Below are 18,663 nucleotides of genomic sequence, written 5' to 3'. Positions count from 1 at the left end.
CCGGTTGAGCATTGGGTGCATGTACAGGGGGTGCCTGGGATCAAGACTGGCCCTTTGCGCGCGCTGGGCGAGCAAGACCTGCTGCAAGGTGATGGCGAAGCTCCTCCGGTGGTCCTGCGTCACCTGGCTGCGTATCGCCACAGGCTACTCCAGGTACCCGTCCGCGACGCGCAGGCTGAAAAATCATCCCATGCAAGGGAAGATCAAGGATGCTGTAGGTCGTCGCCTCGGAGTGCTTGCAGGCTCCATGTCATTGTGTCAATGTCGGGGTTCGAGCGGCCATTGGAATTCTTGAAAATTTATGACTGATCCCAAAAAAATAGCCAGCCTGAAAAAACTCTATCAAGCAATGGATTCCGCTGAAATTGAATATCGACTGGCACATGGTGAGCTGAGTCCAATAGCCCGCGATGTTGCAAAATCGGAGTTGGAGCGACGGAGTGCTGCTTATGCCAGCGGTGTTGATTGCGAGGCGGCTAAGATTCCGAATACTTCAGACTCAGGTGTATTATTCCAACTTTCGCTTGCTGCTTTGATTATTTTTCTGGGCTATGCATTTTTGCGGATTGTAATGGGGTGGTCAAACGGCGTTTTCGTTGCTATCTTCGTGGTATTTGTCTTGCCCTGTATCGCTGCAATGTTTGGAAAGTCCTTTCCGAGAATAGGTGGTTTAATTGGTGCAGCCATTATTTGTTATGGAGCATACTTCTATTTTTCCACCGACGTTAAAGGAGATCACCTAGAACGCGGGCTGACTCGTGTTTTTTTGGTGGTGTACACCATGGGATACGTCATATTGGGTTCTTTTTTCTTGATGGGCGCATTTTTCAAAGGTACTGATGATGAGCTTGACGATAAATTAAATGAATACGTTGACGACATGACTGAAGCTGTCCGTAGATTGCATTAGGACTATGCAATCCAAGAGAGTGATTTAATTAGACTAAATATTTAGCATATGGCTAGCATTAAACGGTTTTTCTTTTTTTTATCGCTTGCACTTGGTTTGATTACTTTTGTTGGAGCCAATGCTGTTTTTTTAAGTACGCCTAGCAACTTAAACGAACTCAAAGTCGTTACTGGGCCCATTAAGAATACAGCTCACATCGCCCGCAGAGCCAGAGTTGGCAACCCATTTCGTGGTATGTACACTCCATCTAGCGAACCGTTCATAAATCTGACGGTTGTAGGCTCAGACATACTCTTCAAATTAAACTATGCGGAGGACCGGCTCAATGAAATAGAGAACGCACCCAAAGGCTCAATTGCCGAAGTGACCTATCACGTTAATGGAAGCAATGTCTTTGGGCTTGAAATCAACGGCGTTGTAATTGAAAAACCAGAAGATCACTTGAAACAAAACCAGAGATATTATAAACAACTCTATTTGACAGCAGGCTTTTTTATAGCCATAGCAGTCTTGCTAGCAACACTTACAAAGTCAAAACCAAAAAATCGATCTGAGCACAATCATTCAAGATCAGCCGATACTTCCAAGAAATTAGAGCTTGAAAATGATCCGCAACCGTTTAAGGGTGTCTTGCACATCATAGGGCTTGTTGCTGGCGGATTGTGGGGAGCCATGTTCGTGCGCTGGTATTACCTCTATGTCGTACCAAAGACAGATTTGGGCGCTGGTGGTACGCTGTTTATGCTGATCACAATATTTCCTCTTATATTGGGTATAACGCTGGGCTATTTTTTCGTGATGCTTGGAGCCCGTCCAATTCCCTCTGTCGCACGGGTTCTGGCTGTATTTATGCCGTTCTTAATTGCATTTTTTGGCTTTGTGCTGCCAATGCAAATCAGCTCTGCAAAATCAGAACAGTATCAAAAAAACGCCTTGGCCATCCGTTCGTCTGCTGCAAATCAGAATGCAGTTGCTGGAGGCGCACAACAATTCACGCCTAAGGAACTGGGGGAAATTTTCGCTTTGAAGATGCAAACTCCTCACGCCGCACCAGGTGTCATCCCGTCCATGCTCAGCGTGAGTCCAAGTGGTTCGGGTTTTCTCATTGGAAACCGATCAAATAAACCGATTAAGGTCGAAATTGCTCGTGTCCTGCCCGTAGCCGGCACCTGGGAGCATTGCGACATTGGATTTGAGGACACACCGGCACCCGCAATCTCATGGAGATATAGGGGGGAGATTCTACCCGGACATGGAAAAATTTATAACTTCGAGACTTGCGCAGAACGGTTTAAAAATGCAAGCATCGAATACGTTGTATTTAATAGCACGGGTGACTATATTTTTAGATCTGAATCATCCTTTTACCGCCGATATCCATAGTTGCAAATTATGGCTTGGCCTGACGCGCGAACCCAGTCTGAGAATCGTGATGCGGCGATCTGGCGCTCATGGTCGCTTTGCGACCATGAGCGACTGGAACGAGTGACCACGTTCCACTGGTGCGAATGATCAGATGAGAGTGGAATATGCATGATGAAGAGCTGTAGGAAAATTTGAATAAATATATTGAAGATATTGGCAAAGCCGGAACGAAATTGTGAAATACATTTCAACTGAAGATGGTGAAATTGGTGCAAATTAAGATAATCGCATTCCTTGGCGGATTTTTCGTGGCTTTGGCCGCTTCGGCAAACACGCCTCTTCGCCTTACAGACGCAAATGTGCAGGCATGGGAGGCGAGAAAGGATGTCGCTGAATCGATTCAGTGCAACAGCCTCCTGGGGGACGCGATTTCGCTTGAACGCCGCTTTGAAGCGATGGGCATGATGAAGGTGCAAGACGGTCTATTTCTGCCAGTAGGCAGCAAATACAGGCCCACTTTGTTTGGAGACTATCTGGTGGCAGCGCAAGTCGGCCGCTCAGCCGGATATCGGAATGCCACGGTGGCTACCGTCTACCTGCAGAACCAGACCGGCAAGCTTTTCGCCGAAATGCTGGAGATGTCCAAGATTGACGAGGCGGCGAAGACCAAGGAGCCCTCCTATATCAAAAGGACTGGCTTGAAAACCACCTTGCGCGTTGGGTCGGCCTCCGAGCTTTCTGTCGGGAATGCATCGCTGAAGTACAAATCTTCTATTTCTTGCGAAGTGTCATAGTGGATCGCTCGATGCCAGCACCCCCTTGTCGCTTCGCGCCCTGCATCGGCACATGCTTGCCGACACGCGCTCGCCCCCACCTCCTACAGCGCGGGCCTGCATTGCCGCCGATGCTCCTGGGTCACAACCAACCTGGAGATCCCCCATGCGCAAGATGATCCTGATGGCGATTGCCGGCTACCTGTGGAAGAAGTACAAGGCCCACAACGCGGCGGGCAGCGGGCCTGCAGCCACGGCCACACCGCGGCCCACGGCGCGGCCCTGAGAACTGAATTCGGTGGCGCACCGCCAGCAGGCCTGCCGATGCGCCCCCGCGCATCGAGCAGGCTTTGCTGTCTGAGCGCGCTCCAGGCAAGACCATCCACCGGTCTGGAGTGCTGCGCGCACTGCTCCCCGGCAACGCAGGAACCGGGGCACCAAATCCGGTAAAAACTGTCCTCGCTGAGGCCGATTTTCGCTGTCGCCGTTTCCAATCCGGCAGGCCCCAATGCAGGGCATGCTGGGGGGCCGATGTAGGAAAACGCCCTACCGCGCCCCAACCCGTTCCCCCACCTTCTCCCTCTGGCGCGGCATGCAGGCCCCGCGCCACGCCACCGCCGCCCTGCGCACCGTGTAGGACCGGCCTCCCCTGGTCCGCCGAAGTTGGCTGACTGCACCGCCCCCGCGGCCCACCCACAATCTGAAACAACTGTGTGCAAGGCACCGCGTGACCCCGTGGTCCTGCCCCATCCCGGGCGCATGCACTGAACGGCCATTTCGGACACCGGCCCATGGAAGGAATCATTTGACGTACCACCTCAACCCCGCCTCATCGCCTTCACTGCCGAACAGCGCTGCGCGCACCGGTATCGCCGGGCTCGACGACGTGCTGGGTGGCGGCCTTCCCCCGCGCCATCTGTACCTGGTCGAAGGCAGCCCCGGCACCGGCAAGACCACGCTGGCACTGCAGTTCCTGATCGAGGGGCGCGACAAGGGCGAGCGTGGGCTGTACGTCACCCTGTCCGAGACTTCCGAAGAACTTGCGCAGGTTGCGCAGTCGCACGGCTGGTCGCTCGACGGCATCCGCGTGTTCGACCTGGTCAGCGACGAGGGCCTGAGCGAAGAGGCCGAGCAGACCATCCTGCACCCCTCCGAATTCGAGCTGGGCGAGACCACCCGCGAGGTGATGCGCCTGGTCGGCGAGCTCAAGCCCCAGCGCGTGGCGTTCGACAGCCTGTCCGAGCTGCGCCTGCTGGCCCAGAGCCCCCTGCGCTACCGGCGCCAGATACTCGCCCTGAAGCGCTTCTTCGCGCAGCTGGGCTGCACCGTGCTCATGCTCGACGACAAGACCTCGGGCGAGGGCGACCAGCAGCTGCACAGCATCGCCCACGGCGTGGTGCACCTGAACCAGAACACCAACACCTACGGCCCCGACAAGCGCCAGTTGCGCGTGGTCAAGCTGCGTGGCGTCAAGTTCCGCAGCGGCGACCATGACTTCGACCTCGACCGTGGCGGGCTGGTGGTGTTTCCGCGCCTGGCGGCGGGCGAGCACGGCGGCAAGTTCGACGAGACCCCCATCTCCACCGGCACGGCCGCGCTCGACGACATGCTGGGCGGTGGCCTGTCGCCCGGCAGCAACCTGCTGCTGGCCGGCCCTGCCGGCGTGGGCAAGACCACCACCGCCATCAGCTGCGCGGTGGCCGCCATGCGGCGCGGCGACAAGGTGGCCTACTACCTCTTCGACGAGGGGTTCTCGTCGCTGCGCCAGCGCTCACGCGCCCTGGGGCTGGACATCGACCCCTTCATCGCCAACGGCCAATTGCTGATCCGCTCGTTCGACCCTGCCGAGGTGTCGCCCGGCCAGTTTGCCCACGCCGTGCGCGAGGCCGTCGAAAAAGACCAGGTGCGCATGGTGGTGCTCGACAGCCTCAACTCGTACATGCAGGCCATGCCCGGCGGGCAGTACCTGCTGCTGCAGATGCACGAGCTGCTGTCGTACCTGAACTCCATGGGCGTGGTCACGCTCATCATCCTCTCGCTGCACGGCACCGTGGGGGAGATGCGCTCCGACATAGACCTCAGCTACCTGAGCGACGCCATGGTGCAGTACCGCTTCTTTGAAGCACGCGGCGAAGTGCTCAAGGCCATATCGGTCATCAAGAGCCGCACCGCGCAGCACGAGTCCACCATCCGCGAGCTGCGCCTGGGCGCCAACGGGGTGCAGATCGGCAAGCCCCTGACCGACTTCCACGGCATACTCCTGGGCGCAGCAAAGTACACCGGCCGGCAGGCCCTGCTGGGGGACGCCGACGGCGCCCCCGCGCAGTCCTGAACACGGATGCCGCGCATGGATAGCCGCGTTCTCATACTGGCGCCGCATGGCCGCGATGCGAAGGTGATCGCATCGGTCGTGTGCGGCGATGGTTTCATCTGCGTTCAATGCCCCGACGCCCCCACCCTGCTGGCCGAGCTTGCGGCGGGGGCCGATGCGGCCATCCTGACCGAAGAGGTGCTCGCCGGTGGCCTGGCCGAATCGCTGCGGCAGTACCTCGCTGGCCAGCCGGCCTGGTCGGACCTGCCCTTCGTCGTGCTGGCCACGCGCCAGGCCAGCCGGCGCTCGGTGCGCGCCACCACCTCGCTGCAGGAGCTGGGCAACTTGGTCATCCTGGAGCGCCCCGTCAACCCCGAAACCCTGGTCAGCGCCGTGCGCTCTGCCCTGCGCGCGCGCAAGCGCCAGCACACCACGCGGCTGCACCTGCACGACCTGAACAATGCCAAGCAGACCGTCGACAGCCTCAATGCCGACCTGGAAGGCCGCATCGCCAAGCGCACCAGCGACCTGGCCAGCGCCAACGACCGCCTCACGCGCGAGATCGCAGACCGCGAGCGCATCCAGTCCAAGGTGGTGCAGGGGCAAAAGCTCGAAGCCATCGGTCGGCTTACCGGCGGCATCGCGCACGACTTCAACAACCTGCTGCATGCCGTCAGCCTGAACCTGCAGTTCATCGCCCGGCTGTCCAAAGAACCGCGGGTGACCGACTACGCCCGCCGCGCCAAGGAATCCGTGGACCGCGGCGCCCGCCTGACGGCCCAGCTGCTGTCCTTCGCGCGCGCGCAAAGCCTGATGCCGCGGCTGCATGACGTGAATGCCATGGTGCTCAATCTGCGCGAGCTCATCGAGGTATCGGTGGGCTCCAAGGTGCAGGTGCAGCTGGACCTCTGCGAAGAGCCTGCGTGGGTTCTGCTCGACGGCGCACAGTTCGAGATGGCCCTGTTGAACATGGCCGTCAACTCGCGCGACGCGATGCCCGATGGCGGCACCATGACCATTCGCACCGCACTGGCCGCCGGCCCGGGCAACGCAGAGGGCACGCGCCAGGTGCACATCAGCGTGCAGGACACGGGCTGCGGCATTCCCGAGGCATTGCAGGCCAAGGTGTTCGACCCCTTCTTCACCACCAAGGCCGAGGGAGAAGGCACGGGCCTGGGGCTCAGCCAGGTCTATGGCTTCGCCAACCAGTCCGGTGGCGGCGTGGACATTCAAAGCACCGAAGGTGTAGGCACCACCGTCACCCTGCGCTTCGCACAGGCCCCGCAGGCCCGCGAAGACGATGACGCCTGCCCCACCGCACCGCAAGGCCCGGCCCAGTCCGAGGCGCGCACCGAGGTGCTGGTGGTGGAAGACGACGACGCCGTGCGCCAGGGCATCGTCGAAGGCCTGCGCCTCTTGAACTACCGGGTGCGCGAAGCCTGCGACGGTGAGAGCGGCCTGCGCGAACTGCACCGCCGCGTGCCGGACCTGCTGATGGCCGACTACCTCATGCCCGGCATGAACGGCGCCGAGTTCATCGCCGCCGCGCGCAGGCTGTACCCCGGCATCCCCGTGCTGATGGCCACCGGCTATGCCGACATGGCCGAGGTGGAAAAACTCGTGGGCCCGCAGTCGGTGCTCAAGAAGCCCTTCGACCTGGAAACGCTGCACACCGCCGTGGGCAACGAACTGGCGCGCGCACGGGCTTGAGCGGCAGGCCCGTTGGCAGGCGCGGCCCACCGCAGGTGATGGGCGTCACGTCTGGCGCCGTTTGTGGGGTTCCCCCGCGCGGCAGCGCTGGCAATAATTCCTGTATTTGTCCATGCCCCACACCACACCCCTGACCCCCTCGCACGCAGCAGCGCAGCCTCTGCGCCGCTGCGCCTCCTTCGCCTGCCTGGCCCTGACCGCATCGCTGGCGGCCTGCGGTGGGGGTGGCGGCGATGAAGCCCCCGGCCCCTCGCCGGCCGATCGCTTCACCATCGGCGGCACGGTGAGCGGGCTGGTCGCGCCCGGGGCAGGCAGCAGCACCCACGCCCCCAGGCTCGTGCTGCAGAACAACGAGGGCGATGACCTCACGGTCACGGCCAATGGCCGCTTCGCTTTTGCCACGCCGCTGGCGGCAGGCAGCGCCTATGCCGTGCGGGTGCAGTCGCAGCCCGCCGGCCAGACCTGCAGCGTGGCCCAGGGCAGCGGTGCCGTGCCCGGCGCTGCGGTGCAGGCGGTGCAGGTGGCCTGCGCCCCCGCCGTGTGGGGCCTGCCCGAGGGCCTGTGGGTGCGCGAAGCCTGCGGCCCCACCGGCACCACTGCCGGGCAAAGCGGGCGCAGCCTGTTTCGCCTGACGCGCCAGGACGAGACCCACGTCACCGTCACGCAGGGCACCATGGTCTACGACAACGCCCAATGCACGGGCACCGGCAAGGTGTTGACCGAAAGGGACTACGCGCGCTTCGAGGTCGACCGCAAGGAAACCCGGGGCGCGATCACGGCCTGGTGGGGAAACTGGGACTACACCGTGAGCAGCGACCGCCCCACCCGCGCCGTGTTTTCGCGCTCGGGCCCCTACCTGTGCTGGGACGTGGACCATTTCTGGGCCCAGTTCCCCACGATGGACCAGGTGGAAAGCGCAGTGGCCAGCGGGATCCGGTCCGGCCAGTGCTACCTGCAGGCGGAGTGACCCGATAGCTTGCAGGCCTGCCCCCATGCGCGACGCAGCCATCGAACAAGCCATCCTGGCCCTGCTGGCTGAGCGCGCGCCGGGCAAGACCCTCTGCCCTTCCGAAGTGGCGCGCGCACTGGCGCAGGACAACGCAGCACAGTGGCGCCCGATGATGCCCGCTGTGCGCAGCGCTGCGGATAGGCTGGCCGGCCAAGGCCGCCTGCAGGTGCTGCAGCGCGGCCAGGCGGTGGCCTCGGCGGTGCAGGCGGTGGGGCCGATCCGGCTGGCCAGGCCTGGGGCAGAGCATGCGGAAGGCCGGCACGGCCGATAGCGCCTGGATGAACGCGGCCGCATTGGTGCGTATCTCCCATCGGTGAACATGCCCACTGGCGCAGTGGCCCCCTCCCCCTTGATCGTAAGCGCGACCCGTTGCGCGCGCTACCATTTCCGGCACACAACACAAGGGGGGTCAAGGCATGCGAAGAATGGCAGCAACGGGATGGGCAGTGGCATTGGCAGCGGCACTGGCCGGGTGCGGCACGGCACCGGACAAGCTCAAGGAGTCGGACTTCAACATCCGCGAGGTGGCACTGGCTGTGCCTGCCAAGGAGGCTTCGACCAGGTTTCGTGACAGCCTGCGCCATTGCCGCAAAGGCACTGCCTTCTGGGGCACCACCCTGGGCATCCCGGATTGTGGCCAGGAGAGCGCCGACGGCTCCATGACCTGCAACATCTATGCGGACAAGGGAATGGGCCTGGGACGCTCGAACATCGTGCTTGGCATCGTGAACATCCAGCCCGCCCCCACGGGCAGCATCGCCACGCTCAAGGTGCAGACCTGGGTAGGCCGCAACCACATCGTCCTGGACGCCTGGGAGAAGTATGCGCGCGGTGAGCACAAAGAGGTGTGCCCAGGCAAGTGACCCAGCCAGCCTGGCGCAGCCCCTAGGAGCGTGCGCGGCAGAAGGAGCATCGGCTGCAACGCCCGACAAACCGGTCTCGCCGGGTATCACCTCCGGCGCCCAGGGGGCCACCCTGGGCTTGTCGGTACTACCCAGCGATCCTCGGTTTTCGGACGTTTCGCTTCGATGCCTTCTGCCGCGCACGCTCCTGGCGCGGTGAAGCCTGTCTCGGGTGACCGTGCCCTGTGGTTCAGCGTGTTGCCGGCGGCTGCCCTGAGGCGGATTCACAACTCGCTCGGTCGCGTCAACAAATCGCCAGGCATCAGCACCTCGCCGTTCGGACCCCACTCGACCTGCGTGATGCCCGGCTCCAGCGCTTCAAGCCGTCTGCGTTCCAATTCGTATGCGCTCGGTGTCGCGCATGGGTCGAACGCAAGCGCGGCATGCAGGTCAGCCACCAACTGCTGCTCGCTCCAAGGCTTCGGGATGTAGCGGAAGACCCCCGCACGATTCACCGCGGCCAGCACGGTGGCGAAGTCGGCAGCGGCGCTGAGCATCATGCGCACCGCGCGAGGGTCGAGGTCTCTGGCGCGGGAGAGCAATGTCACGCCGTCCAGCTGCGGCATGCGGTAGTCGCTGATCAGCACGTCGAAACGCTGCTGCTGCAGGCGTTGCAGTGCGAGCAACGGATCGGAGAAGATTTCCACGCTGAGCTGCTGCGGCTTGAAATGCAGCTGCAGCAAACGGCGCAAGGCGTGCAGTACCGGCGCTTCGTCATCGATGATCAGCAAGCGCTTCATGGGGTGATCTCCTGAGGCAGTTGCACGGCCAGCGTCAGCGACAGGCCATGTTTGAGTTCGAAGGCACGGATGCGGCCGATGAGATCCTCGGTCAGCCGCTGTCCGACTGAGAGCAGCAGAACACCCTCCGGCGACACAAAATCCTGCGTCAGCGTATGGCCGGGACGCAGCTCTGCGGTGGGCAGGCGCAGCGCCGCAACGGTCGGCTTGGCGGGCGCAGCCGCGAACAGACCCGCGAAGGCATCGACCACACCCGGGTCGAACCGACTGCCACGCCCGGCGATCACGGCGCGGCGCGCTTCCAGCGGGCTCAGGACCTGACCGTCGATGCGGCCGCTGCACAGGTCCTCGAAGGTGTCGGCCACCGCCAGGATGCGGGCGCCAATTGGGATCGCGGTGCCGCGCAGGCCATCGGGAAAGCCTTGTCCATCCCAGCGCTCGTGGTGGGCGCGAATCAGTGGTGCAACGCCCTGCATGTCGTCGCTGGCCAGCAAGGCCTGTTCTCCGAGAACAGGATGCAGCTGGTAGCGTCGCAGTTCATCCCGGTCGAGCCGCCCCACCGGTCGCGCCAGCACGGTGTCGCTCAGACCGATATGGCCGATGTCGTGCAACAGCGCGGCAATTGCCAGATTGTGTGCGGTCTCGGCATCCAGCGCCATCGCGCGCGCAATGCGCCGTGCCAGGTCGGCGACTTGTCGCGCATGTCCCACCTGGGCGCTGCCACGCAGCTCGATCAGCGCAGTGAAGGCCTTGATGGACGTGAGGTAGTTGCGCTTGACTTTGTCGTTGGCGGTGGCCAGCTCACCGGTACGCACGGCGACGCGGGCCTCCAGCCCTTCGTTCAGCGCCTTGAGCTCGTCGTTTTGCTGTTGCGTCAGCCGCTCCAGTGCCTGCTTGTCGGCGTCCAGTTGCTGGATCTGCGCGACCTGGCTCATTGTCAGCACCAGTTCGTCGTCGTTCCAGGGTTTGGTGATGTAGCGGTGCAACCAACCGCGGTTGATGGCGGCGATGGTCGAGCCCAGATCGGCCTGGCCTGTCAGCAGCAGCCGTGCGACATGCGGCCACCCCAGGCGGACCCTTTCGAGCAGCTGCACGCCGTCCATGCCAGGCATCCGCATGTCCGACAGCACGGCGTTGACGGGCTCAAGGGCGAGCAAGGCCAGCGCCTCTTGCGCACTCCCGGCCGTCAGGATGCGCCAGCCCGTCGCGCGGAACAGCCGCCGCAGCGCGGCCAGGATGTTGGGCTCGTCGTCGACGGCAAGCACCGTCCAGGTCGGGGTGGCGACGCTCATTCCGCACCTCCTTCACTGCCCGGGCGCCGCACCGGCAGCGTGACGCGAAAGCACGAGCCGCGGCCCGGTTCGCTGCGCACGTCGATGCGGCCATGGTGCTTTTGCACGATGCCGTAGGCCAGCGACAGGCCCAGGCCGGTGCCACGGCCCACAGGCTTGGTGGTGAAGAAGGGGTCGAAGACACGCGCCAGGTGATCGGGGGCGATGCCGCAGCCGTTGTCCTCGACTTCGACCCATACCTCGTCCCCGGCGTCGCCGCTGCGCACGACGATGAGGCCGCGTTCCGGGCCGAACGCATGGGCTGCATTCACAAGCAGATTCAGGAACACCTGGTTCAACTCCGACGGCAGGCATTCGATGTCGGGCAAGGCGCCATACTCGCGGCGGACATCGGCACGGTACTTGATTTCGTTGGCAACGATGTTCAGCGTCGAGTCGATGCCCTGGTGCAGTGAGGCCCAGGCCCACTCCTGGTGGGTATCGACACGCGAGAAGTCCTTCAGGTCCTGGACGATCTTGCGCACGCGCGACAGGCCTTCCTTCGACTCGCCCATCAGCATCGGGATGTCCTGCTTCAGATAATCGAGTTCGACCCGCTCCCGCAAGGCCGCGAGCCGCATCGCGATGGCGCTGCTGGCCAGCGCCGGTTCCGCCTGCTCGTAGGCTTCGAGCATTTCGAACAGGCGCTGCAGATAGGCTTCGAGCGTGCCGAAGTTCGAGAACACATAGCCGATCGGGTTGTTGATTTCGTGTGCCACGCCGGCGGCAAGTTGACCGATCGACGCCAGTCGTTCGGACTGCAGCAACTGGTGCTGCGCGCTGCGCAGGCTTTCGTTCAAAGAGCGCAGCTCCTGGTTCGCGCGCTGCAGCGAGATGAGTTCGGAATCAGACATGGGTATCCTTCAATGAAGCAGCGCCTGGCAGACGGTTTCGAACTGGGCCTCCGCGTGCGCAAACACCCGCATGCAGGCTGCGTCGTCCAGACCACAGGCAGCCCAGACCGGCAGCGCCAACACTGGCACCGCCTCGTCGGCGTCGCCGGCAAGACCAAGGGCGTGAGCGATGGCATCGCCCACATGCGCAATGCCCGTCAACGTGAGCTCGGCGGTGGCGGGCGGTACGTGGTGCTGACTGATGGCATCGGCGATGGCAGGCGCGAAATTCCACTGCCGTGCGATCAGCCCGCCGATCTCGGCGTGATCGATGCCGAGCACGGCGTGCTCGGCATCACCAATGGTGCAATCCCTGTCATGCCGCCAACGCTCGGCTTCGGCATAGGCCGGCGCAAACGCGTTGGCCAGCGCCAGCCGGCCGATGTCGTGCAGCAGCCCGACCGTGAACGCCACATCCGCGTCGTCGCGCTGCAGTTCACCGGCCAGTGCCTGGGCACACAGGGCACTGCCGAGCGAGTGGCGCCAGAAAGTGGTCTGGTCGAAGCCGGGGTGGCGCCGGAAGCTGCCGGCCAGGCCCGCGGCCGTGACCGCGCCGCGTACCGTGCGCAGGCCCAGTAGGGTGATTGCCTCGGGCACCGAGCGAACCTGTCGGCCGCGACCGTAGAACGACGAGTTGGCCAGGCGCAGTATCTTGGCGGCCAGCGCCTGGTCGCGCGAAATCTTGGCTGCGTACTGCGCGGCGCTGAGTTCCTCGTGGCCGAGCGACTCGACCAGTTCGAGCACCACCGAAGGCAGCGGGGGAAGATCGCGCAGCGCGGCGAGCAGATCGTCACGGGAGATCGGTCGGATGGGCGTGCTCATTGCTTGAACTCCTGGCGGTAGCGCTGCACAAGGTGCAACAGCGGATGCACCCGCCCGTCACGCAGGCTGTGGCGAAACAGGTGCGTTGGCACCACCGGTGGTGTATCGGGGGTCGCGGCAAGGGTCATTTCGATGCTCCTGCTTGCGGCAGCAGCACCAACAGGCGGCCGCGCGCATTGCCTATCAAATGCCGGCCCACGGCCCACCAGCGGCGGCCGGCCAGCGTGAACAGGATGGACTCCCCGTCCAGAGCCCTCATCAGCTTGGGTGGCAGGTGCTCGGTTGCAGCGCCACCGAGAAACCCGCCACCCAGCCCGCACAGCGCCTGGGCCGGCGCGTTGGCGAAGACCAGCAGTCCCTCGTCGTCGACGCCGAGTACAGGCACCGGCACGGCATCCAGCAGTTCCTGCGCGGCCTCCCGACTGCCGACCTCACGCTGGTTCTGTTCGCGCTGTGCACTCAAAAGCGTCTGCAGCCGCTGGTTCACCTCGGCCAGGTCTCGATTGGCGGCCTGCACCTCCCGGTCAAGACGGCGGTTCTGGTCTGCCATCTCCTTCAACGTGAAGGCCTCTCGCAGGTGGGCGCGCAGCTCTGCGTCGTCCCAGGGCTTGGCCAGAAACTTGTAGATCGCCCCCTCGTTGATGGCGTCGGTGATCGACTGCAGCTCGGTGTAGCCCGACAGCACCAGCCGGATCGTCTCCGGGTACAGCTGCCTGGCCCGGCGCAGCAGCTCGACGCCGGTCATGCCAGGCATGCGCTGGTCCGACAGGATCACGTCGATCTCGTGCCGCGCCATCAGCTGCAGCGCCTGCTCGGCGCTGGTGGCGCTGAGAATCAGCCAGCCTTCGGCGCGCAGCAGCCGGCGCAGCGCCGCAAGAACGTTCTCCTCGTCGTCGACCAGCAGCAAGGTGCGCTGTCGCGAACGCCGGCCAAAAAGGGCCGGGTCGATCTGCCGGCCATCGCGCAGCATGGTTTCCACCGCCGCCGCGGGAAGTGCGGTGCTGAACCAGTAGCCCTGCATCTGGTCACACTGATTGGCGGCCAGCAGCGCCGCCTGGCCTTCGCTTTCGACACCTTCGGCGAGCACTTTCATCTGCAGCTGGTGCGCCATGGTGATGATGGCGCGCGTGATCGACACATCTTCTGCGGGTGCGGTGACGTCTGGCACCAGCGAGCGGTCGATCTTGACCACATCGACTGGCAGCCGGCGCAGGTAGCTCAGGCTTGAGTAGCCGGTGCCGAAGTCGTCGAGCGAGACCTCCACGCCCAGCGCGCGCAGCGCCTGCAGGTGTTGCACCGCCTGGTCGAAGTTGTTGATCAGCATGCTCTCGGTAACCTCGACGCCGAACAGCCGCGGGTCCAGGCCGCTTGCAGCGAGCAAGCCTTCGATGCGCCGCGCCAGGTCCGGCTGCACCAGTTGGCGCGCCGACAGATTGGCCGCCATGCGCAGCGGTGGCAGCCCGGCACGCTGCCAGGCCGCAGCCTGCTCGATGGCGCGGCGCAGCACCCAATCACCGATGGCGACGATCAGTCCGGTCTCTTCGGCGATCGGGATGAAGCGATCCGGCGCGATGTGGCCCAGTGTGGGGTGCTGCCAGCGCAGCAAGGCCTCGACACCGACGATGCGGCCTTGCACCAGGTCGACCTGCGGCTGGTAGTGCAGTTCGAGCTGCTCGTCGCGCAGCGCCTGGCGCAGCGCGGTCTCCAGCGCCAGCCGTTCGGGGTCGTCGTCCTGCGGCGCGCCTGCATAGAGGCTTGTCTGGTTGCGGCCCAGCAACTTGGCCTGGTGCAGCGCTGCATTGGCACGCCGCAACAAGGTCTCAGCGCGGTCGCCATCGGCAGGCGCTGTTGCGATGCCGATGCTGCAGGTCAGGTGGACCTCCTGCCCCTCGATCACCATCGGCCGGGCGACAGCGTCGAGCAGCGCTTGCGCCGTGTGCAAGGCCTCCGCCGAAGTGGCCACCATCACGATCACGAACTCATCGCCGCCGCGGCGCGCCACCAGATCGACGCTGCGCACACCAGCGACGATGCGCTGTGCCACCTCGCGCAGCGCCGCGTCGCCGATGTGCAGGCCGAGACCGTCGTTGATGCGCTTGAAGCGATCGAGCTCCAGCACCAGCACCGCTGTTGGGGCGCCGGCCTGCAGGGTGGCGCCCAGGCGCTCGGAGAGCAGTTGGCGGTTGGGCAAACCGGTCAGTTCATCGAACAGCAGGAGTTGCCGGATACGGCGTTCGGCGGCACGGCGTTCGCGCAGGTCGTCGATGCAGACATGGCCGAAGGACGTGTCGCCACTCGTCACCAGGCTGGCGGAGACATCGACCGGAATCTCATAGCCCTCGTGGTGGCGCAATCGGGTCTCGAACCGCAAGGAGCCGTGTTCGCACAATTCACGCCAGCGCTGCGGCCACTGCGCCTCGTCGACCTGGGGGGCGATGTCTGGCACCCGCAGCCGCAGCAGTTCAGCACGCTCCAGGCCCAGCAGCCGGCAAGCCGCCGCATTGGCATCGTGAAAGGCACCGTCGGGCCCGATCTGAAGCAGCGCATCGTTGGCCTGCTCGACGGCATGGCGGGTCAGCAGCAACTGGTGCTGCGCATGCTCGCGCTCGCTCACGTCACGCGCAGAAGGGATCAGCCACACCACGCGGCCGTCGGGCCCGTAAAGCGGCAACAGTGAAAAGTCCATCACCAGCATGGCGCCGCTGCTGGTGGCAACGCGCACATCGAAGCGCGATGCTTCGCCGCGGGCTGCACTTGCCAGCGCCTGCTGCAGCCGCCTTTGCGACACCTCGCAGCCCTGCCACCAGGGGGTGGTGTCAAAGCGCCGGCCAAGCACGTGCTCGGGAGCGCTGTCGATGGCCCGCAGTGCAGCCTGGTTGGCATAGCGCACCGTGCCATCGGCATCGAGCAGGCCCGCAAAGACCGAGGGACCCAATCGGTCCAGCACTTCGTGCAGCGAAAGTTCAGGGCCGCGCGGCTGCTGGTTGGTCGCCCCCAACGTCAGAGCGGCGTCACGGTGCGGCACGGGACTGGAAGAGGGATTTGACATGCCCTCAGTCTGCCCACCGGCCTGCGCCGGCGGTGTGATCAGATGGGCGCGCCGACGACCGGATCAGACCAAGGCAAGCACAGCGGCATCGACGCGCGGCGCATCATCGACCAGCCGTGCCAGCGTGCGCATGGCGCGCTCCAGCGTTTCGTTCCAGGGTTGCCCGCAGGTCAACCGGATGTGGTGCTGAAACTCCGCTCGCGCCGAGAACATCGGCCCCGGGGCCAGGCTGATCTGCTGTGCCAGCGCGGCCCTGTGCAAGGCCATCGCGTCGACCCCAATGGGCAACTCGACCCACACGAAAAATCCGCCAGCCGGCCGCACGACGCGAGTTCCGTCTGGAAAGGACCGGGTCACGGCGTCGAACACACTGTTGCGCTGCGCCTGCAGCGACTGGCGCAGGCTTCGCAAGTGGCGGTCATAGCCGCCTTCCTGGAGGTACGCTGCCAGCGCCGCCTGCACCGGAATGGACCCCGACAGGCTCGTCGTCAACTTCAGCCGTTCGACGTCGCGCGTGAACCTGCCGGGCGCGGCCCAGCCGACGCGGTAGCCCGGAGCCAGGCACTTGGAGAACGACGAGCAGTGCAGCACGAGTCCGCGGCGGTCGAATGCCTTGGCCGGCAGTGGCGCTACCTTGCCTTCGTAGAGTTCCGAGTAGACGTCGTCCTCGATCAACGGCACATCGTGCCGGGCGAGCAGCGCGACGAGGTCACGCTTCTTCGCTTCTGGCATCAGGCTGCCCAGAGGGTTCTGAAAGGTCGTCATCAACCAGCAGGCTTTCGGGCGGTAGAGCTCGAGCACCTGCGCCAGGCGACCGAGATCAATGCCCTCGCGAACGTGGGTCGGCACTTCGATGGCGCGCAGGCCCAGCCGCTGCAGCGCCTGCAGCGCCACGTAGAAGGTGGGGGACTCGACCACCACCGCGTCGCCGGGCCGCGCAACCGCGTTGAGGCACAGGTTCAGTGCCTCCATCGCTCCGTGGGTGAGCACGATCTCATCGGTGGCCACGGTAAAGCCGTGGCGCAGATAGCGTTTTGCAATCTCGCGCTTGAGCTGCAGGTTGCCCGGTGGCAGGTCTTCGGCCATGCGCCATGGGTCGAGCCGGCGCATGCTGGAGATGAGCGCTCGGCGCAATTGATCGAGCGGAAACAGGGTCGGGCTCAGGAACGCAGAGCCCAATGGCACGATATTGCGCACTCGTGCGGAACCCAGGCACGCGAAGATCAGGTCATTGATCTCGATAGGCTGCGACCCGGATTGCGGCTGCGAAGTTTGGGGCTCCGGCAGCAACGTGCCGCCAGCGCGGGCGGCGACAAAGTAGCCCGACCGTGGTACCGCCCGGACCAGGCCACGGGATTCGAGCAGGTAATAGGCCTGGAACACCGTACTCGGGCTCAAGCCGCGGCTGGAACAGGTCTGGCGCACGGAAGGCAGGCGGTCTCCTGAACGGAGCACTCCACGGGCAATCTGCTGCTCGATTTCTCGCGCCAGAAGTTCGTACCTGGTGGAGGCGGCGTTCGGGCGATTGGGCATGGTGTTGGCACCGCGCCTCGGTCGACTGCCGGCTGGGCGTATGGCGTCCTTGCAGTTTAGGCCTTCTGCAGAGCGATGCAAGCGTCGGGACAGGACCGCGTGACCCGTAGCGGCCTGACTGTGCTCCTATCGAAGCTGCGACGGCCCCGTCCCTTGTTGACGGACGTCGCCACGATAGGGTGCTATGAGATGTTGTGGCGTGCAAGGCGGGCATGGACGAAAAATTCTCAGCCTCTCAGTCCTTGAGACTCACGCCCAAGGCATCCAGCTTCTTTGCGTATGCGTCCCGGCGTTTTGCCGCCTTTGCAGCGGCGTCAACGGCTGCCTGGATGGCCTTCGGCCCCTTTTTCGCAGCAGCCTTGATCAATCCGGACTTGTGAGCGGCATCCGCCTGCGCCCGCTTGAAAGTGGCGATGATTTCGAAATCGGCAACAGATGGACTCACAGGTGTGCCCTTACAGCTTGATGTCAGTGCGAAGCAGCGCTGTTCTCAATTCGCGGGTAGCTGGTTTTGACACATCGATGCCTTGAACCGCCAGGTCGAACGGTGAGCCAGGTTTGATACTGGTGGGGAGTATTTTTTTTACGGGATTCGTATTGGGGTGCTTGCCACCAGCAGCACACATGCGAACGGAAAAACCGAATTCGTCGAGTACCCCTTTTGCGTACAACTCCGCCAATTGCTGAAACGACACGAATGTTGAGCACTTCACTTCTTTGTCCCCAGGCTTGCGGACGCTGCGTACGATCTCGAATTTGCCAAGAGAATCCCGTTGGGTATTCGTGAAGGGATGCAAAACAACCGTCTCACGAGGTCCTCCATTTTTGGACGCCAGCGTGTGCTCGACGGCGATATCAGTTAACAGCACGTTGTTTTCCTGGTGAGCAATAAGCCACAGTGACAAGGGCCAAATTATCCTCCATCACGCCCCAAAGTCCCGCTCGCGATGTTCAAACCACCGATGCCCATTGGGATGCGAAGTGTTCGACATTGGCCGTGTTTGCCTTGCGGGACGGGGCTTTGACCGAACGACTGCAAATGGCCGATCCACATGGCAAGGTGATGGACCGATCTGGCCGAGGCGCAAGCAGGTCTCTCTGGGTAGCAGGCGTGCAGCCAAAGCGTCCTCGGGCAGGCACCAGCCGGGAGGATGCGCCGGCGGCCCTTCCGCCCGGATGGACTCGTCCATGTCCTGCTCCACGCTGGCGATGGTCGGGTAGTCCTTGATGGGTGCGGGCTGGTTGGACGTCTTGCGCGGCAGCAGGCACAGGTAGGGGTCTTTGCGGGCCCACACCACGCGCCGGGTGCCGGTAC

At 63.5% G+C, this 18,663-nt stretch carries 17 protein-coding genes; 8 read left to right on the top strand and 9 right to left on the bottom strand.

Features of this window, described 5'->3' with window-relative positions; genetic code table 11:
• Positions 1-301: 301 nt before the first annotated feature.
• The 8 genes from U5N23_RS09835 to U5N23_RS09800 all read left to right on the top strand — a co-directional run bounded on the left by U5N23_RS09835 (position 302) and on the right by U5N23_RS09800 (position 8,941).
• Entirely contained in the window at positions 302-910 is a 609-nt protein-coding gene (locus tag U5N23_RS09835) for a hypothetical protein (protein WP_322592629.1), read from the top strand.
• Positions 911-958: 48 nt separating this feature from the next.
• On the top strand, positions 959-2,293 hold the full coding sequence (locus tag U5N23_RS09830; RefSeq protein WP_322592628.1) for a hypothetical protein: 1,335 nt from the start codon (positions 959-961) through the stop codon (positions 2,291-2,293).
• Positions 2,294-2,535: 242 nt separating this feature from the next.
• Positions 2,536-3,069: a hypothetical protein gene (locus U5N23_RS09825; protein ID WP_322592627.1), complete on the top strand. Its 534-nt coding sequence runs from the start codon at positions 2,536-2,538 to the stop codon at positions 3,067-3,069.
• Positions 3,070-3,853: 784 nt separating this feature from the next.
• Positions 3,854-5,380 (top strand): ATPase domain-containing protein, encoded by a 1,527-nt coding sequence (locus tag U5N23_RS09820; protein ID WP_322592626.1) that lies wholly within the window; start codon positions 3,854-3,856, stop codon positions 5,378-5,380.
• A 15-nt stretch (positions 5,381-5,395) separates the two neighbouring features.
• On the top strand, positions 5,396-7,069 hold the full coding sequence (locus tag U5N23_RS09815) for a response regulator (protein WP_322592625.1): 1,674 nt from the start codon (positions 5,396-5,398) through the stop codon (positions 7,067-7,069).
• Positions 7,070-7,181: 112 nt separating this feature from the next.
• The gene (locus tag U5N23_RS09810; RefSeq protein WP_322592624.1) at positions 7,182-8,036 is read left to right on the top strand and encodes a hypothetical protein; all 855 of its coding nucleotides are present in this window, start codon (positions 7,182-7,184) and stop codon (positions 8,034-8,036) included.
• Positions 8,037-8,061: 25 nt separating this feature from the next.
• A complete protein-coding gene (locus tag U5N23_RS09805; protein ID WP_322592623.1) occupies positions 8,062-8,349 on the top strand; it encodes a DUF3253 domain-containing protein in 288 nt (95 codons plus the stop codon).
• Positions 8,350-8,503: 154 nt separating this feature from the next.
• On the top strand, positions 8,504-8,941 hold the full coding sequence (locus U5N23_RS09800; RefSeq protein ID WP_322592622.1) for a hypothetical protein: 438 nt from the start codon (positions 8,504-8,506) through the stop codon (positions 8,939-8,941).
• 263 nt (positions 8,942-9,204) lie between these two features.
• Here the strand turns inward: U5N23_RS09800 and U5N23_RS09795 are convergent, their stop codons facing one another.
• The 9 genes from U5N23_RS09795 to U5N23_RS09755 form a co-directional block, all read right to left on the bottom strand.
• Positions 9,205-9,720: a response regulator gene (locus U5N23_RS09795; RefSeq protein WP_322592621.1), complete on the bottom strand. Its 516-nt coding sequence runs from the start codon at positions 9,718-9,720 to the stop codon at positions 9,205-9,207.
• Positions 9,717-11,012, bottom strand: a complete 1,296-nt coding sequence (locus U5N23_RS09790) for an HD domain-containing phosphohydrolase (RefSeq protein WP_322592620.1) — start codon at positions 11,010-11,012, stop codon at positions 9,717-9,719. Before U5N23_RS09790 ends, U5N23_RS09795 begins: the two co-directional genes overlap by 4 nt.
• Positions 11,009-11,905 (bottom strand): ATP-binding protein, encoded by an 897-nt coding sequence (locus tag U5N23_RS09785; protein WP_322592619.1) that lies wholly within the window; start codon positions 11,903-11,905, stop codon positions 11,009-11,011. The genes U5N23_RS09790 and U5N23_RS09785 overlap by 4 nt, the downstream gene beginning before the upstream one ends.
• A gap of 9 nt (positions 11,906-11,914) precedes the next feature.
• On the bottom strand, positions 11,915-12,766 hold the full coding sequence (locus tag U5N23_RS09780; RefSeq protein ID WP_322592618.1) for an HDOD domain-containing protein: 852 nt from the start codon (positions 12,764-12,766) through the stop codon (positions 11,915-11,917).
• Positions 12,763-12,894, bottom strand: coding sequence for a hypothetical protein (locus U5N23_RS09775; protein ID WP_322592617.1), 132 nt, complete (start codon positions 12,892-12,894; stop codon positions 12,763-12,765). The genes U5N23_RS09780 and U5N23_RS09775 overlap by 4 nt, the downstream gene beginning before the upstream one ends.
• Complete coding sequence (locus U5N23_RS09770; protein WP_322592616.1) at positions 12,891-15,815, bottom strand: EAL domain-containing protein; 2,925 nt, start codon at positions 15,813-15,815, stop codon at positions 12,891-12,893. The genes U5N23_RS09775 and U5N23_RS09770 overlap by 4 nt, the downstream gene beginning before the upstream one ends.
• A gap of 63 nt (positions 15,816-15,878) precedes the next feature.
• A complete protein-coding gene (locus U5N23_RS09765) occupies positions 15,879-17,348 on the bottom strand; it encodes a PLP-dependent aminotransferase family protein (RefSeq protein WP_322592615.1) in 1,470 nt (489 codons plus the stop codon).
• A 235-nt stretch (positions 17,349-17,583) separates the two neighbouring features.
• Positions 17,584-17,793 (bottom strand): hypothetical protein, encoded by a 210-nt coding sequence (locus U5N23_RS09760; RefSeq protein ID WP_322592614.1) that lies wholly within the window; start codon positions 17,791-17,793, stop codon positions 17,584-17,586.
• Positions 17,794-17,803: 10 nt separating this feature from the next.
• Positions 17,804-18,253, bottom strand: a complete 450-nt coding sequence (locus U5N23_RS09755; RefSeq protein ID WP_322592613.1) for a hypothetical protein — start codon at positions 18,251-18,253, stop codon at positions 17,804-17,806.
• Positions 18,254-18,663: the final 410 nt, after the last annotated feature.

Origin of the sequence: Acidovorax sp., assembly GCF_034519795.1 — a bacterium.
Classification (GTDB): domain Bacteria; phylum Pseudomonadota; class Gammaproteobacteria; order Burkholderiales; family Burkholderiaceae_C; genus Acidovorax.
Note: the sequence above shows the minus strand (reverse complement) of the source record. Positions and strands in the feature narration are given on the sequence as shown.

Bases quoted from the DNA above. Each gene is read 5' to 3' on its own strand.
- U5N23_RS09835 (WP_322592629.1), top strand. From the start codon at position 302: ATGACTGATCCCAAAAAAATAGCCAGCCTGAAAAAACTCTATCAAGCA.
- U5N23_RS09830 (WP_322592628.1), top strand. From the start codon at position 959: ATGGCTAGCATTAAACGGTTTTTCTTTTTTTTATCGCTTGCACTTGGT.
- U5N23_RS09815 (WP_322592625.1), top strand. From the start codon at position 5,396: ATGGATAGCCGCGTTCTCATACTGGCGCCGCATGGCCGCGATGCGAAG.
- U5N23_RS09810 (WP_322592624.1), top strand. From the start codon at position 7,182: ATGCCCCACACCACACCCCTGACCCCCTCGCACGCAGCAGCGCAGCCT.
- U5N23_RS09805 (WP_322592623.1), top strand. From the start codon at position 8,062: ATGCGCGACGCAGCCATCGAACAAGCCATCCTGGCCCTGCTGGCTGAG.
- U5N23_RS09800 (WP_322592622.1), top strand. From the start codon at position 8,504: ATGGCAGCAACGGGATGGGCAGTGGCATTGGCAGCGGCACTGGCCGGG.
- U5N23_RS09795 (WP_322592621.1), bottom strand. From the start codon at position 9,720: ATGAAGCGCTTGCTGATCATCGATGACGAAGCGCCGGTACTGCACGCC.
- U5N23_RS09790 (WP_322592620.1), bottom strand. From the start codon at position 11,012: ATGAGCGTCGCCACCCCGACCTGGACGGTGCTTGCCGTCGACGACGAG.
- U5N23_RS09785 (WP_322592619.1), bottom strand. From the start codon at position 11,905: ATGTCTGATTCCGAACTCATCTCGCTGCAGCGCGCGAACCAGGAGCTG.
- U5N23_RS09780 (WP_322592618.1), bottom strand. From the start codon at position 12,766: ATGAGCACGCCCATCCGACCGATCTCCCGTGACGATCTGCTCGCCGCG.
- U5N23_RS09775 (WP_322592617.1), bottom strand. From the start codon at position 12,894: ATGACCCTTGCCGCGACCCCCGATACACCACCGGTGGTGCCAACGCAC.
- U5N23_RS09770 (WP_322592616.1), bottom strand. From the start codon at position 15,815: ATGTCAAATCCCTCTTCCAGTCCCGTGCCGCACCGTGACGCCGCTCTG.
- U5N23_RS09765 (WP_322592615.1), bottom strand. From the start codon at position 17,348: ATGCCCAATCGCCCGAACGCCGCCTCCACCAGGTACGAACTTCTGGCG.